The organism is Nonomuraea sp. NPDC059007, from assembly GCF_042740555.1.
GTDB lineage: Bacteria > Actinomycetota > Actinomycetes > Streptosporangiales > Streptosporangiaceae > Nonomuraea.
In genome coordinates, this window is sequence record NZ_JBHYJD010000073.1 from 26443 (window position 1) to 41599 (window position 15157).

General features: G+C 70.5%; 14 protein-coding genes and 1 tRNA gene. 8 read left to right on the forward strand and 7 right to left on the reverse strand.

The window, feature by feature from the left end:
- Window positions 1-17: 17 nt before the first annotated feature.
- Genes rph through ACFWY5_RS53860 form a run of 7 tightly spaced genes read left to right on the forward strand, consistent with a single transcriptional unit; the run spans window position 18 to window position 6528 of the window.
- Window positions 18-737 carry a ribonuclease PH gene (rph, locus tag ACFWY5_RS53830; protein WP_379609173.1) on the forward strand — a complete coding sequence of 240 codons (720 nt, stop codon included), beginning with the start codon at window positions 18-20 and terminating at the stop codon, window positions 735-737.
- On the forward strand, window positions 734-1330 hold the full coding sequence (gene rdgB, locus ACFWY5_RS53835) for an RdgB/HAM1 family non-canonical purine NTP pyrophosphatase (protein ID WP_379639732.1): 597 nt from the start codon (window positions 734-736) through the stop codon (window positions 1328-1330). The genes rph and rdgB overlap by 4 nt, the downstream gene beginning before the upstream one ends.
- 35 nt (window positions 1331-1365) lie before the next feature.
- Window positions 1366-3036: a molybdopterin-dependent oxidoreductase gene (locus ACFWY5_RS53840; protein ID WP_379639734.1), complete on the forward strand. Its 1671-nt coding sequence runs from the start codon at window positions 1366-1368 to the stop codon at window positions 3034-3036.
- Window positions 3037-3081: 45 nt separating this feature from the next.
- On the forward strand, window positions 3082-4059 hold the full coding sequence (locus ACFWY5_RS53845; RefSeq protein ID WP_379639735.1) for a LacI family DNA-binding transcriptional regulator: 978 nt from the start codon (window positions 3082-3084) through the stop codon (window positions 4057-4059).
- The gene (locus ACFWY5_RS53850; protein ID WP_379639736.1) at window positions 4046-5464 is read left to right on the forward strand and encodes an arylsulfatase; all 1419 of its coding nucleotides are present in this window, start codon (window positions 4046-4048) and stop codon (window positions 5462-5464) included. Before ACFWY5_RS53845 ends, ACFWY5_RS53850 begins: the two co-directional genes overlap by 14 nt.
- Window positions 5465-5497: 33 nt before the next feature.
- Window positions 5498-6262 carry a toxin glutamine deamidase domain-containing protein gene (locus ACFWY5_RS53855; RefSeq protein ID WP_379639737.1) on the forward strand — a complete coding sequence of 255 codons (765 nt, stop codon included), beginning with the start codon at window positions 5498-5500 and terminating at the stop codon, window positions 6260-6262.
- Window positions 6259-6528, forward strand: coding sequence for a hypothetical protein (locus ACFWY5_RS53860; protein ID WP_379609180.1), 270 nt, complete (start codon window positions 6259-6261; stop codon window positions 6526-6528). The genes ACFWY5_RS53855 and ACFWY5_RS53860 overlap by 4 nt, the downstream gene beginning before the upstream one ends.
- Window position 6529: 1 nt before the next feature.
- Here the strand turns inward: ACFWY5_RS53860 and ACFWY5_RS53865 are convergent, their stop codons facing one another.
- The 6 genes from ACFWY5_RS53865 to bcp form a co-directional block, all read right to left on the reverse strand.
- Window positions 6530-9001: an ABC transporter permease gene (locus ACFWY5_RS53865; protein ID WP_379639739.1), complete on the reverse strand. Its 2472-nt coding sequence runs from the start codon at window positions 8999-9001 to the stop codon at window positions 6530-6532.
- A 5-nt stretch (window positions 9002-9006) separates the two neighbouring features.
- The gene (locus ACFWY5_RS53870) at window positions 9007-9759 is read right to left on the reverse strand and encodes an ABC transporter ATP-binding protein (protein ID WP_379609182.1); all 753 of its coding nucleotides are present in this window, start codon (window positions 9757-9759) and stop codon (window positions 9007-9009) included.
- A gap of 109 nt (window positions 9760-9868) precedes the next feature.
- Entirely contained in the window at window positions 9869-10519 is a 651-nt protein-coding gene (locus tag ACFWY5_RS53875; protein WP_379639740.1) for a response regulator, read from the reverse strand.
- A gap of 3 nt (window positions 10520-10522) precedes the next feature.
- Entirely contained in the window at window positions 10523-11701 is a 1179-nt protein-coding gene (locus ACFWY5_RS53880) for a sensor histidine kinase (RefSeq protein WP_379639741.1), read from the reverse strand.
- 244 nt (window positions 11702-11945) lie between these two features.
- Window positions 11946-12029, reverse strand: a tRNA-Leu gene (locus ACFWY5_RS53885).
- 75 nt (window positions 12030-12104) lie between these two features.
- Complete coding sequence (gene bcp, locus ACFWY5_RS53890) at window positions 12105-12578, reverse strand: thioredoxin-dependent thiol peroxidase (RefSeq protein ID WP_379609185.1); 474 nt, start codon at window positions 12576-12578, stop codon at window positions 12105-12107.
- Between the two features lie 79 nt (window positions 12579-12657).
- On the opposite strand from bcp, the gene ACFWY5_RS53895 reads away from it, so the two are divergent.
- Entirely contained in the window at window positions 12658-12984 is a 327-nt protein-coding gene (locus ACFWY5_RS53895) for a DUF3618 domain-containing protein (protein ID WP_184965813.1), read from the forward strand.
- Between the two features lie 1953 nt (window positions 12985-14937).
- On the opposite strand, the gene ACFWY5_RS53900 is transcribed toward ACFWY5_RS53895, so the two are convergent.
- A complete protein-coding gene (locus tag ACFWY5_RS53900) occupies window positions 14938-15075 on the reverse strand; it encodes a hypothetical protein (RefSeq protein ID WP_379639743.1) in 138 nt (45 codons plus the stop codon).
- Window positions 15076-15157: the final 82 nt, after the last annotated feature.

A 15157-nucleotide genomic window follows, 5' to 3' on the forward strand; every position in this document is an offset into this window, starting at 1 on the left:
GAGATAGGGTGATCTGCATGTCTCGACAGGATGGCCGTACTCCCGACCAGCTCCGCCCGATCACGATCACCCGCGATTGGCTCACCCACGCGGAGGGCTCCGTGCTGGTGGAGTTCGGCGGCACCAGGGTCCTGTGCGCCGCCTCCGTCCAGGACAGCGTGCCGCGCTGGCGGCGCGGCAGCGGGCAGGGCTGGGTCACCGCCGAGTACGCGATGCTGCCCCGCGCGACCAACACCCGCAACGACCGCGAGTCGGTCCGCGGCAAGATCGGCGGGCGCACCCATGAGATCTCCCGCCTGATCGGCCGCTCGCTGCGCGCCTGCGTCGACTACAAGGCGCTGGGCGAGAACTCGGTGCTGATCGACTGCGACGTGCTGCAGGCCGACGGCGGCACCCGTACCGCCGCCATCACCGGCGCGTACGTGGCGCTGGCCGACGCGGTCGCGTGGATGCGCAAGCGCAAGATGTGCCCGGGAGACCCGCTGGTCGGCTCGGTCGCCGCGGTCTCGGTGGGCGTCGTGGGCACGGTGCCGATGCTCGACCTCTGCTACACCGAGGACGTCGCCGCCGAGACCGACATGAACGTCGTCATGACCGGCGAGGGCAGCTTTGTCGAGGTGCAGGGCACCGCCGAGGGCGTGCCCTTCGACCGCGACGCCCTCAACCAGCTCCTCGACCTGGCCGTCACCGGCTGCGAGGAGCTGACGCTCCACCAGCAGGAGGCACTGCGCGCGTGAAGATCATCCTGGCCACCCGCAACAAGGGCAAGATCGCCGAGCTGCGGCGTATCCTCGCCGGCTTCGACATCGTCGGTCTTGAGGAGTTCCCCGAGATCGAGGACGTCGTGGAGACCGGCGTCACCTTCGAGGAGAACGCCCTGCTCAAGGCCGTCGCGGTCGCCCAGGGCTCGGGGCTGCCCGCGGTCGCCGACGACTCCGGGCTCTGCGTCGACGTGCTCAACGGCATGCCCGGCGTCTTCTCGGCCCGCTGGGCGGGCCGGCACGGCGACGACGAGGCCAACATCGACCTGCTGCTCGCCCAGGTGGGCGACGTGCCCGACCCGCTGCTGACCGCGCACTTCGCCTGCTCGGCGGCGCTCGCGCTGCCCACCGGGGAGACGCGCGCGGTCGAGGGCACGCTGCCCGGCCGGCTGATCCGCGAGCGCCGCGGGTCCCACGGCTTCGGCTACGACCCGATCTTCGTGCCGGACGGCGGCAGCCGTACCGCGGCCGAGCTCTCGCCCGAGGAGAAGGACGCCATCAGCCACCGGGGCCGCGCGTTCCGCGCCCTCGACCCGATCGTCCGCGAACTCCTCGTAACCAGGGCGTAAGATCCGCCACCCCCGCGCTGGCGTAGCGTCGGGGTGTGCGTAGAAATGTGGTTCCCGCGTGGGCGGGAGCGCTGGCCGGGCTCGTCGCCGGGGCCGTGGCGCTGGGCGTGGCCCAGCTCGTCGCGGCCGTCGTGCGGCCCGAGGCCTTTCCCGTGGTGGCCGTGGGCGACGCGGTCGTGGACCTGTCGCCCGCTCCGGTCAAGGACTGGGCGATCGCGACGTTCGGCGAGAACGACAAGACCGTCCTGGTCGCGGGGGTGCTCGTGCTGCTCGCGGCGGCCGCCGCCGGTCTCGGCGTGCTGGCGACCCGGCGGATCGGGTACGGCCAGGCGGGGCTGGCCGCCTTCGCCGTCGTCGGGGTGTGGGCGGTGCTGACCCGTCCCGACGCCGGTCCGGCCGACGTGCTGCCGACCGTTGCCGGGCTCGGGGTGGGGATCTGGGCACTCGGCCTTCTGGTACGGCGGGCCTACACGATGGCCCCCGCGCCCGCACGGGACCCGGCCCGCTCCGGAGCGACCGGTATCAGGTCAGCCGGTAGCGGGCCGGCCGGGGACGGACCGGAAGGTGGCGGGCCGGCGGGGGATGGACCGGCAGGTGACGGGCCGTCCGAGTGGCCTACTGTTCATGGGCCGGAGATGGCTTTCGACCGGCGGCGGCTGCTGGTCGGGGCGGCCGGTGGGGTGGTGGTCGCGGGCGCCTCCACCTTCCTGGGCCGGGCCTGGTCCGGGTCCGAGGCGATCGACGCCGCCCGCGGCGGCCTCGTCCTGCCGAAGGCGGCCACACCCGCCGCGCCGCTCCCGCAGGGCGTGGACTTCCGGCTCAACGGCCTCACCCCCTTTGTCACGAAAAATCGGGACTTCTATAGGGTCGACACCGCCCTGATCCTGCCCAGGATCGACCCCAAGGAGTGGCGGCTGCGCATCCACGGCATGGTCGACCGCCCCATCGAGCTGACCTACGCCGACCTGCTCAAACGCCCCCTCACCGAGGCCGACGTCACGCTCACCTGCGTCTCCAACGAGGTCGGCGGCGACCTGGCCGGCAACGCCCGCTGGCTCGGCGTGCCCCTGGCCGCGATCCTGCGCGAGGCGGGTGTCCAGAGCGCCGCCGACATGCTGCTGTCCACCTCCGACGACGGCTGGACCTGCGGAACTCCCGTGGACGTGGTCATGGACGGCAGAAACGCGCTGCTGGCCGTCGGCATGAACGGCGAGCCGCTCCCGCTGACGCACGGCTTCCCGGTCCGGCAGGTCGTGCCCGGCCTGTACGGGTACGTCTCGGCCACCAAATGGGTGGTCGACATCAAGGTCACCCGCTTCGACCGGGACGAGGCGTACTGGACGCCGCGCGGCTGGGCGGCCAAGGGGCCCATCAAGACGCAGTCGCGTATCGACCTGCCGAGGGACCGGGCCAAGGTGGCGGCGGGCCGTACGACCATCGCGGGGGTGGCGTGGGCGCAGCACACCGGCGTGGACGCCGTCGAGGTGCGGGTGGACGGCGGCGCGTGGCAGCAGGCGCGGCTGGCGCAGGCGCCGACCGCCGACACCTGGCGGCAGTGGGCGCTTGACTGGCAGGCCACGCCGGGTGAGCACACGATCCAGGTGCGGGCCACCGACGCGGCGGGCCGTACGCAGACCGAACAGAAGGCGCCGGTGGCGCCGGACGGCGCGAGCGGGTGGCACACGATCTCCGTGCGCGTGGGCTGAGAGAGGGCCGTTGACGGCCTGGCGTTAAACGTTTAACAATGGGGTGTGCCGCCCAAACCGACCGTCCGTGACGTCGCTCGCCTGGCCGGGGTCTCGGTGGCGACCGTCTCCTACGTGCTCAACAAACGCGACGACGGCCGCGCCAGGCCGGAGACCCGCGAGCGCGTGCTCGCCGCCGCGGCGAAACTCGGCTACTCACCCAGCTTCGCCGCCCGCGGGCTGCGGCGGGGGCGGACCGAGCAGGTGTACGTCGTGCCGCGGCGGCCGGGCTCGCCCTTCGCCGCCGCGCTGGCCCGCGACCTGTCGGCGGTGGCCGAGCGCCACGGGTACGCGACCGCGATGTTCGTTCAAGGCGACTGGGAGGGCTACCTGCGCCGGCACGTCGCCGACGGGGCCGCGATCGACCTGTGGCACCGGCGCGGCTTCGACCAGGCCAGGCTCGAACCGCTCGTCGGGATGGGCCTGGCGCTGCTGGTGTTCGGCAACGGGATCGAACCCGACGGCTTCGACGTGGTCCGCAGCAACGAGCTGGAGGCCTGCGAGGAGGCCATGCGCTACCTGGCCGGGGCCGGGCATCGGCGCATCGCCTGCCTGCGCCGCTGGCCGGGCGAGGGACAGGACGACTATCGGGCGGTGCGCTTCGAGGCCTATCGGAATGTGCTGGGGGAGCTGCCCGAGGAGTGGCTCATGCCGTACACGGACAATTCCTGGGAACGCGGGCACGACGCCGCGCTCGCGCTCCTCGACCGGCCCGACCGGCCCACCGCCGTGTTCGCGCTGAGCGACTCGGCCGGGGTCGCCGCCTGCTGGGCGGCGCGCAGCCTCGGCCTGCGCGTGCCCGACGACGTGGCGATCGTCGCCGTCGGCGGCGTGCACGAACCGGACACCCGGGTGACGTTCGTCGAACCCGATCGTATGGACTTCACCCCCGCCGCCGACCTGCTCTTCGACCGCCTGAGCGACCCCGGCCCCGGCCGGGTCCTGTTCCAGAACTGGAGTCTCGTCCACCGTGGCACAGCCTGACATCCTGGTGATCTTCACCGACCAGTGGCGGGGCGACTGCCTGTCGATCGACGGCCACCCCGTCGTCGAGACGCCCTTCATCGACCGCTGGGCCTCCGGCGCCCGCCGCTTCACCAGGGCCTACTCCGCCAACCCCACCTGCGTCCCGGCCCGCGCCTCCCTCATGACCGGCCAGCGCGCCACCACCCACGGCCGCGTCGGGTACGCCGACGGCGTCCCCTGGGACTACGAGACCACCCTGGCGGGCGCCTTCACCGAGTACGGCTACCGCACCCACGCCATCGGCAAGATGCACGTCCACCCCGAGCGGCACACCCTCGGCTTCGAAAGCGTCGAACTCCACGACGGCTACCTCCACCACGCCCGCCGGCACGCCGACGACCTGGCCAACATCGATGACTACGTGCCCTGGCTGCGCGCGGCCACCGGCCGGGCCGACGCGGACTACGCCGAGCACGGCGTCGACTGCAACAGCACCGTGGCCAGGCCCTGGGACAAGCCCGAGTGGCAGCACCCGACCAACTGGGTCACCCAGCGGACCGTGGACTTCCTGCGGACCCGGGATCGTTCGCGGCCGTTCTTCCTCTTTGCCAGCTTCCACCGGCCGCATCCGCCGTACGACCCGCCCGCCTGGGCCTTCGAGCAGTATCTGGGGCGCGAGATGCCGCCGGTTCCGGTGGGGGAGTGGGCCCGGGACATGTGGGGCGACAGCGGGAATCCGTATGATCCGGCCTCGCCGTACCTGGAGCTGCCGGCCGTACGGCATCAGCGGGCCAGAGCCGGCTACTACGGGCACATGTCGCACATCGACCAGCAGGTGAACCGCATCCTCGAAGTGCTCGCCGAGGAGGGGGCCGACAACACGATCGTGCTGTTCACCTCCGACCACGGGGAGCTGATGGGCGACCACCACCTCTACCGCAAGTCGCTGCCCTACGAGGGTTCGGCGCGCATCCCGTTCATCCTGGGCGGGCCCGGCATCGCGCCCGGAGTGGACACGCGGGTGGTGGAACTGCGCGACGTCATGCCGACCCTGCTGACCGCCGCCGGGCTGCCCGTCCCGGCCGGGGTGGAGGGGCGCGACGCGGTGTCCGGGCCGCCCCGCCCGGTCCTGCACGGGGAGCACGTGATCTCCGCGCGGGCCGGGAGCGTGCACTGGCTGACCGACGGGCGATGGAAGTACCTCTGGCGCAGCGGTGACGGGCGCGAGCAGCTGTTCGACCTGGCCGAGGACCCGGACGAGCTGCGCGAGCTGCCGGTCGGCGGGCCGTGGCGGGGCATGCTGGTGGAACGGCTGCGCGGCCGTCCCGAGGGCTTCGTCCGGGACGGTGAACTCCTCGCCGGGCGCCCGGTCGGCGCCGTGCTGCCGGCGAGCTGGGTTCGAGAGAATCGGGCAACTCGCTGACTCAGAGCGACCGGGCCTCTACGATCGGGCGTCGTGTTCCGCGACCGAAAGTCCGGCAACCGGTGGAGCCTTCCCGGCGGGCACTACAACCCGCTGGTCGCCGACGGCGTGCGCTGGCGCGACTACGAGCTGGCCGCCGACGCGGCGCTGCCCGGCAGCGTTGACGACTTCACCGGGGAGGACTGGTTCGACCTGCCCGACCGGCCGCCCAAGCTGGCCGAGTGCCGGCCGTACGGGATGCCGGGCGGGCTGGCGCACCCCGACCCGCAGGTCGAGCAGGACCTGATGCGGGCGCTCCCGTCCGGCAGCCGGTTCCCCGATCCGCGCGGCACCTGGATCCGGCTGATCAACGGCGAGGGCCCGGCCGACGACCCGTTCCGCGCCGGCAACGCCGTGGACTGCGCGCTGGCGGTGCTGTCCACCTGGCACGGCGAGCCCGCGGCGGCCGCGCCCCGGCTGCCCGAGTACGACAAGGTCGGCCGTCCGCTGCTCACCGGCGAGGACGGCGGCATCGCCAGGATGGAGCGCTGGGTCGGCCAGCGATTCGAGTGCGCGGGACAGGGACGGCACGCCTACCCGCTGATCGCGCGGCGGCTGGTGGAAGCCGGGCACGGGGCGGCGGCGGTGCTGGTGGTGCGCTGGCCGGGCGGCGGCGCCCACGCCTGGAACGCCGTCAACATGTCGGGAGAGGTGATCTGGGTGGACGCGCAGCGTGGGCACATGGCGGTCGAGCCGCCGTACACGACGGTGACGGGCGTGTTCTGCGTGGTCGTCGACCGGCAGGGGCTGCCGCGGTGAACCTCGACCAGGCCCGCGCGGTCGCGGAGGAGTACTTCAACGGCGTCCGCCCGGCCGACGAGGCGGTCTCGGTCGGGCTCCACGCCTTCCGCGAGGGGTATGTGGCCTGGGTCAGGGAGCTCGAACCCGCCGACCCCGTCCAACTGCCCGAGAGCGTCGGCGGCGGCTGCATCGTCATCGACGGGGCCACCGGAGAGGTGGCGATCCGGCCACTGCTCGACCCGGAAACGGTCGCCGAGCAGTGGCCGGGCCGTACCCCCCGATGAGCTAGCCGGCGGCCAGCGAGCCGACGATCGAGGCGCGGGCGGCGCGGCGCGCGGGCAGGACCGCGGCGAGCACGCCCGCCACCCCCGACAGCGCCACGAACAGCAGCACCTGCCCGATCGGCAGCTGGTAGACCGCGCCGTCGATCATGGCCTTGACCGCGGCCCAGCCGAAGACGGCGCCGAGCACCACCCCGACCAGCGCCCCGATGAGCCCGAGCACCAGCGCCTCGACCGAGAGCATCCGGCGCAGCTGCGGCCGGGTCAGGCCGAGCGCCCGCAGCAGGGCCGACTCGCGGGTGCGCTCGTGCACCGACAGCGAGAGCGTGTTGGCGATGCCGAGCAGCGAGATGAGGATGGCCAGCCCCAGCAGCGCCGTGATGATCATCAACACCATGTCGAGCGCGTCGTCGAACTGCCCGCGCACGTCGGTGGAGCTCTGCACCTGGACCGTCGGGTAGGCGGCGGTGGCCGCCTCGACGAGCTTGCGGGCCTGCTCGGGCGCGACGCCGTCCTTGATGTTGACCATCACACGGGAGTCGAGCGCGCCGGTGAACTGCTTGTCGAAGGACGCCTCCGGCAGCGTGACGCTCGGCAGCGGCGTCTCCTCGCCGTCGAGGAGGGCCACCACCTTGAGCCGCTCGCCCTTCACCGTGATCGTGCCGCCGGTCTTCACCCCGAGGTCCGTGGCCAGATAGTCGGTCAGGGCCACCTGGCCCGGCCCGAAGCCGTCCATGGTGCCGCTCTTGACGACCGGCTTGAGCGGGCCCGACCAGGTTCCGACGTCGAACTTCTTGCCGCCGACCTTGGTCGTGTCCTCGCGGATCGAGACCACCGCGCTCAGCTCGGGCAGGGCGCGCAGCTTCTCGGCGACCTCCCGGGGGACGGTGGGTTCGCGCGACTGCGTCATGATCATGTAGTCGACGGGGAACTGGTTGTCGAGCTTGGCGTCCATCGTCACCCGCGTGGACGCGGTGATCACCGAGATGAGCGTCATCAGTGTCACCCCGATCGTCAGCGCGACCGTCGTGGTGGCGGCGCGCTTGGGGTTGCGGCCCGAGTTGTCCACGGCGAGCCTGCCCGGCACCCCGAACAGCTTGCCCGGCACCCAGCCGACCAGCGCGCTGAGCGGCTTGACCAGCACCGGTCCCAGGATCAGCACCGCCAGGAACGTCAGCGCGCCGCCGCCCATGACGACGAACAGCGAGACCATCTCGCCGGGCTTCATCATCACCCCGGCCGCGGTCGTACCCGCCCCCGCCAGCAGGAACAGCCCGGCGAAGACCATGCGCAGCGCCCCGGCGCGGAACGTCTGCTCCTCCACCTGCGAGCCCAGCGCGGCGATCGGGGCCACCTTGGTCGCCCCTCGGGCCGGCAGCAGCGCCGCGCCCACGGTGACCACGATGCCGACCGCCAGGCCGATCGCGATCGTCTTCGGCGCCAGCGACACGCCCGCGCCGGTCGGCAGCGGCGCGTCGAAGGCGGCCAGCAGCGTCATCGCCAGCGCGCCGAGCCCGTAGCCGGCCAGCAGGCCGAGCGCCGAGGAGACCACGCCGACGATCACCGACTCGAACAGCACCGAGCCGAACACCTGCTGCCGGGTGGCGCCGATGCAGCGCAGCAGCGCCATCTCGCGGGTGCGCTGGGCGATGAGGATGTTGAAGGTGTTGTAGATGACCAGAGCCGCCACCAGCATGGCGATCAGGCCGAACAGCAGCAGGCCCGCGGTGATCATGTCGGTCGACACGCCCGCGGCCTTCGCCATCTGGTCGGCCAGCTCCTGCCCGGTCATGACCACGGCGCCGCCGGCCACCGCGGCGACCGCCTTCTTCAGCGCCGCGGGGTCTTCCCCGGCCACGTCGATCTCCGTGAAGCCCTTGGCGCCGGTCATCCGCTCCGCCGTCGCCGTGGTGAATCCGACCGCGCCGGTGAAGCCCAGCTCCTGGTCGAGGCCGGGGTCCAGGATGCCGATGACCTTGAAGTCGTGCCTGGCCTGGCGGTGGTCGAGCACGGTGACGGTGTCGCCGGGCTTGATGCCCTGCGCCTTGGCGGTGTTCTTGTCCACGACGGCCGCGTGGTCGTCGTTGCCCGGGCCGGTGCCGCTGACGATCGTGGCGCGGGCCAGCTCGCCGGTCGGGATCGAGATGGCGGTGGTCGGCAGGTCGCCGACGGCCTTGCCGTCCTTGCCGAGCAGGGGAGCGGAGCCACGGATGAGACCCTGCGCGTCCCGGACGCCGGGGACCTCCTTGATCTTGCCGAGCAGCGCGGCGGGCAGCGGCTTCTCGGAGTCCTTGGACTGTACGGCGACCGCGACCTTGTCGGCCTCCGCGGTGACCTTCTGCGAGAAGCCCGCGTCGACGGTGTCGGTGAGGACGAACGTGCCCGCGATGAACCCCACGCCGAGGGTGATCGCCAGCGAGGTCAGGAGCAGTCTCAGCTTGTGCGCGCGCAGGCCGGCCAGAGCCGTTTTGAGCACCCCGCTCACCCTTCCAGCTTCATCAGGGTGTCGAGCACCGTCTGCGGGGACGGCTGCGCCAGCTCCGAGATCAGGGCGCCGTCGCGCAGGAACACCACGCGGTCGGCGTAGGAGGCGGCCACCGGATCGTGGGTGACCATGACGATCGTCTGGCCCAGCTCGCGCACGCTCGTCCGCAGGAACGACAGCACCTCGGCGCCGCTGCGCGAGTCGAGGTTGCCGGTCGGCTCGTCAGCGAAGATCACCTGAGGCTTGCTGATGAGGGCGCGGGCCACCGCCACACGCTGCTGCTGGCCGCCGGACAGCTCGCTCGGCTTGTGCGACAGCCGGTCCTTCAGCCCGACGGTCGCGATCACGCGGTCGAACAACTGCTGGTCGGCCAGGCGGCCGGCGATCTCCAGCGGCAGCCGGATGTTCTGCTCCGCGGTCAGCGTCGGGAGCAGGTTGAACGCCTGGAAGATGAAGCCGATGCGCTCGCGGCGCAGCAACGTCAGCTGCTTGTCGCTGAGTCCGGTCAGCTCCACGTCACCGATGTGCACGGTGCCGCTGGTCGCGCTGTCCAGACCGGCCAGGCAGTGCATCAGCGTGGACTTGCCCGAGCCGGACGGGCCCATGATCGCGGTGAACGCGCCGGTCGCGAACGACACGTCGACGCCGCTCAGGGCGTGCACCTGGGCGTCGCCCTGGCCGTACACCTTGGTCAGGGCTCTGGCCACCACCGCCGGCGGGGCCTGGCGCCGTGTCTCCGTGAGGGTCACGTTCACTCCTGGGTCGTGGTTCTTCGAACTCGACCCACGCTATGGGCGGAAATTTCGAGATCCATGACCCCTGAGGAGGGACTTCATGTGCCCCCTGAGATGACCGCGGTCAGCCTTTTGGCCGATTCGAGGGCACGATCAGGCCGGCCTCGTAGGCGTACACCACCACCTGCGCGCGATCCCGCAGCCCCAGTTTCGCCAGGATGCGGCCGAGATGCGTCTTCACCGTGGCCTCCGCCACGTCCAGTCGGGCGGCGATCTCCAGGTTCGACAGGCCGCGCCCCACCATCAGCAGCACCTCGTGCTCACGCGGCGTCAGCTCCTTCACCGCCGCCACCTCGCCCGACGGCAGATGCGCGGCGAACCTGTCCAGCACGCGCCGCAACGTGCTCGGCGCCATCGCCGCGTCGCCCGCGTGCACCTGCCGGATCGCCGTCACCAGGTCCGCCGGAGGCACGTCCTTCAGCAGGAACCCCGCCGCGCCCGCCTTCAGCGCCGCGAACGCGTACTCGTCCAGGTCGAACGTGGTCAGCATCAACACCTTCGGGCCGCTGATCCTGGCCGTCGCCTCGACGCCGTCCATGGTCGGCATGCGTACGTCCATGAGCACCACGTCCACCTCGGTGTGCTCCAGGACCTCCAGCGCCTGCGCGCCGTTCCCCGCCTCGGCCACGACCTCGATGTCGGGCTGGGCCGACAGCACCATCTTGAAGCCCGTGCGCAGCAACTGCTGGTCGTCCACCAGCATCACCCGGATCATGCTTCAGGCCGCCCTCTGGGTCTGGATCGGGAGCCGGGCGAGCACCTCGAAGCCGCCGCCCGGCCTGGGTGCGGCCGTGACGGCGCCGCCGTACATGGTGACGCGTTCGCGCATGCCGACCAGGCCGTGGCCGCCCGCGCGCGCCGGTGCCGCCGCGCCCCTGCCGTCGTCGGTGACCTTGACCACGAGTTCGGCTCTGCCGTACCTCAGCTCGACCAGCGCCTTGGCGGCCGGGCCGCCGTGCTTGAGCGCGTTCGTGAGCGCCTCCTGGATGATCCGGTAGACCGCGAGTTGCTGCCCCTCGGGCAGTTCGCCGGGCGCGCCGGAAACCTGCAGCTCAGCCGGTACGCCCGCGCCCCTGACCAGCTCCTCGAGCTGGTTGAGACCCGGCTGGGGCAGGTAGTCGGTGCCGGCCGCGTCGTCCTGCCGCAACACCCCCACCAGCCTGCGCATCTCCGCGAGCGCCTCACGCCCGGTCCTGGAGATGTTCTGTACGGCCAGCCGCGCCTGCTCAGGATCGGCGTCGATCGCGAACCCGGCGCCGTCCGCCTGAACCACCATGACGCTCACGTTGTGCGCCACGACGTCGTGCAGTTCCCGCGCGATCCGCGTGCGCTCGGCCGCCGCCGCGATCCTGGCCTGCTGGTCACGCTCCCGCTCGGCCCGCTCGGCCCGTTCCTCCAGGCTGACGAGGTAGCGCCGCCGGGTGTTGGCGTAGATGCCGGTGAGCCAGATCGTCGCCACGAAGATCGTCCCGGTGGTGAACATCCCCAGCGACGGACTGTCCCAGTGCACCAGCGCCAGAAAGATCCCCAGCTCGGCCACCAGCCCGGCCAGGGCCGCCCACAGGAAACGCGCCCGGTAGGCGACCGAGAACAACGCCACCAGCACCGCGAGGTTGGCCGGGATCGGATCGAGCTTCAGCAGCCACTGCGCGAAACTGATCGACGCGATCACCGCGAACGCCGGAACCGGCCGCGAGCTGCGCCAGAGCAGCGGCAGCAGCAGGATCGCCGACAGCCCCACATAGCCGCCCATCGAGATGTAGGCGCCAGGGTCCTCAGGTCTGAGATTGCTGTACGGCACCGCCGTCAACAGACACAGGCCAATAAGAGGCGACACCCACAGGGCATCGACCAGCTTGTCGTGGCGCTGCGACCACGCGCGAAACCTGCCGAACACATCCTCACGATACGTACCACCCGCAGGCGCTCTGTCCGCCTGGAGGTGGAACACGCCGTACGACCCAGGTCTGACATGAACGGCTCTTAACACCCGCCTTACCGGCCTTCCGGCAGGATTCTTCCTGGGAGCGCCTTTCAGAGGCGGGTAAAGGGAGATCGTGATGGTCGATCATGATCACGACGTCGGGCCGGGTGGCGAAGAGGAAGCGCCACCCGGCCCGATCTTTGTCCGTGGTGGGGTGTGCGGGCGGGGGGACTCGAACCCCCACAGTGTCTCCACCAACAGGACCTAAACCTGCCGCGTATGCCGATTTCGCCACGCCCGCGTCCCTGCTGCAGTAGCGGAACTCCCGTATTCTAGCTGCCCCAAGGCGACCGGAAGCACGGGTTTTCCGCGCCCCTCAGTCCAGGCCCAGCTTCTTCTTCAGGCTCGCCACGTGGCCGGTGGCCTTCACGTTGTAGAGGGCCTGTTCGATCTTGCCGTCGGCGTCGATCACGAAGGTCGAGCGGATCACGCCCACGACCTCCTTGCCGTACAGCTTCTTCGTGCCGTACGCGCCGTAAGCCTTGTGCACCGCGAGCTCAGGGTCCGACAACAGCGGGAACGTCAACGCGTCCCGCTCCGTGAACTTGACCAGCTTGTCGGTCTTGTCCTTGGACACGCCGAGGACCACGAAGCCCTCCGCGGTCAGCTGCCCCAGATTGTCGCGGAAATCGCAGGCCTGCTTCGTGCAGCCCGGAGTCATCGCGGCAGGGTAGAAATAGAGGATCACCCGCTTGCCGCGCAGCGAGTCGAGCGAGACGGTGCTGCCGTCGGCGGCGGGAAGGTCGAACTCCGGCGCGGCGTCACCAGCTGCCAGCTTGGTTTCGGTCATGACCCAGAACCTACCGGCCTGCCCGGCGTGCCGTACGGTGACCTGACCTGACAGACTGATCGCCTGCGAGAGGAGAGCCATGGCTGACACCGACCCGGACGAGATGGAGCGGCGGATCGCGCAAACGCGCACGGAGCTCGCGCGTACGGTCGACGCCATCGCCGACCGGGTAAGCCCCAAGCGCGTCGCCGAACGCACGGTGGCCGACGTTCGGAGCAGAGCCGGGCACATCGCCACGTCCGTCGGCGACGCCCTCGGCTTCACGGCCCGGCCGGTCCGCATCGAGGACGACCCGGACCACCTGTGGGACGACGAGCCGCCTAGCTTGGCGCCGGTGTTGATCGGGGTGGGGGCGGTACTGGTGGTGGGGGCGGCCATCATGCTGTGGCGCCGGCGGCGTCGCTGAAAGGCTCGGGCCTTCGGGCCCGGCTGAGGGCGCGGTCCTCCCCTTCGGAGCGCTTCGCGCTTTGGAGGTCGGGCTGTGACAGTGGGGCTCTGCCCCACACCCCGGGCGAGGGAGAACCCTCGCGCTCCCCGCGTGGCCGGCGTCCTGTTGTTGCGCCGGGGCGGGCGATCCCTGAGGAAGTGGCCTCGGCACCCGGTGTGTCAGGAGGCTCGGCCAGGAAGAACCGCTACCGACAGCAGCAGGGTCGCGGCCAGGGCGTATAGGTGCCCAGGCAGCATCGCTCCTTCAACACCGTAGGCCCTGGCGCGTGTGACACCTCCCGGTGGGGATGTTCTCGCAATGCGAGAGCCCCGTCGGTGTCTCAGGGCTCCAATAAAGGACGCAAGTATCTCTTGAGGAAGGTGGCGACTGAGCTGGGAGATCAGCTCAGGTCGTCGAATTCGCCCTCGCCAAGCCGGAAGGCGTCCCACCCGGCGGGGGTGAAGAACAGCACCTTGTCGGGGCCAGGGTTCTAACGGTGTGGCCTTCCTTGGCCCCACTCATCACGGCAACCTCGTCGCGGTTGCCGCCGTTGTCGGCGCTGCGACGGGCCTTGCGCCATTGAGCGTTGGTCAGGCCCATTGCTCGGTCATCACTTTCTCTATGAGGTCGTCTTGGGCTGGATCCCCAGGCGCTGGGCGTCGGGTTCAGTGTGCACCCGCGGGAACATGCGGCGTACCCTCACAGCTCCCGGTGTGAGCAGCAACCGGCGCGTCAAGGTCGCTCTATCCAGTGAAGAAACGGTGATTCACCTGGAGTCCTAGCGCGGACTTGGGAGTGAGGGCCTTCGACGTCAACGCGATGATGGTCGTCTTGAGCGGGTGGCGTGATAGTGCCGTCCAGTTCGGTAGTGCTGCGCGCGGCTGATGTAGCTGACCCTGCCGGGTCTGCCTTGGGCGGGTGTCGGTGGTTGTGGTGGTGCTGGATCAGGGGTCGTCATCGGGGCCGCTGTCACGTTCGGCAGAGGCGGGAGTGCACGGGCCGGGGATTGCCCTGGCGGCCTGCCCGGCGAAGTCGTGGGGTGGCATTGAGCCCAGGAAGGGAGCGAACTGTGCCCGTTGCAAGGTTCAAGTTCTTGGTGCTGGCGGTTGCCGCTGTTGGCGTGGCCCCGGAAAGCTGCGCTGGTAGCACGACTGATCCGCCTCCGCCGCGTCCGGCTACGGCGGTCGGCTGCTTTCAGGAGGTGGCCATAGAGGCGGTCCGCTTCGGCAGTGCGGCTCCCCGGATACGGGTGCAGGTTCATCAGAAGTGCTCGAAGCCGGACGTCATCGCCACTCAACTCACCGACATCCAGGTGTAATACCGGGAAGGTCGGTTCGGCGGGGAGTGGTTCAAGGCCGGTTACGAGCAGTTCCACGAGCTGCCAGGACGTGAGCACGTCTATTCGTATGCGCTGTCGCCGTGCAAGTCAGGGCGGTACAAGGCGGAGGTGTCGCAGGCGGGCACGTTCGACACGGGCAAGGAGTTCCGGGCCACCGACCAACAGACCAAGTCGGTGGATTGCGAGAACGCCCGGGACATCACGTAGGCGGTCTAGAAGAGCCAGAGTCGGCGGCGGCGTCGGCGGCGGATCGCGCGTTGGTCCTCGATCCAGGTTTGCCATCTGGCTGCGCCGTCGGGGTCTCCGCCGAATTGGCAACGAACCGATCCTGAACCGTGGGGGATCACGCCGAGTGCCCAGTGTCCGGCTGCCTCTGATGCGCTGTGCGGAAGGTTGAGGGTGGTGTATGCGGGCTCGGTGGTGATGTCGGGTTCTTCGCCTGGCCAGACGCCCCAACCGGAGCGCCACCACGCTACAGTCCACACCTGCTGAGTCACACCATCGATGATACGACTGGGGTCTGTCTCGTGTTCGGTGAGCGGAGTGGTGCGGCGGAGCGTGAGGGGTCTACCACTCCTGTCGTAGGCGCCCCACTACGGCTGCGGGATCCCGCCACCCGGCAGCGTCGAGCGCATACGTTCGATCGTCCGCAAGATCTCGGCACGGTTCTTGGCGGTCTTGAGCCACGTGGGCAGGCGCTCGACCAGACTTGCCGGAGCGGTTGCGTCCACGGAAGTGGTGTACGAGTTTGACCTGGTCAACAGGTGTGGCGTCGTGAAATGAGAACGGCCATCGCGTGATCCTTCGTAGCAA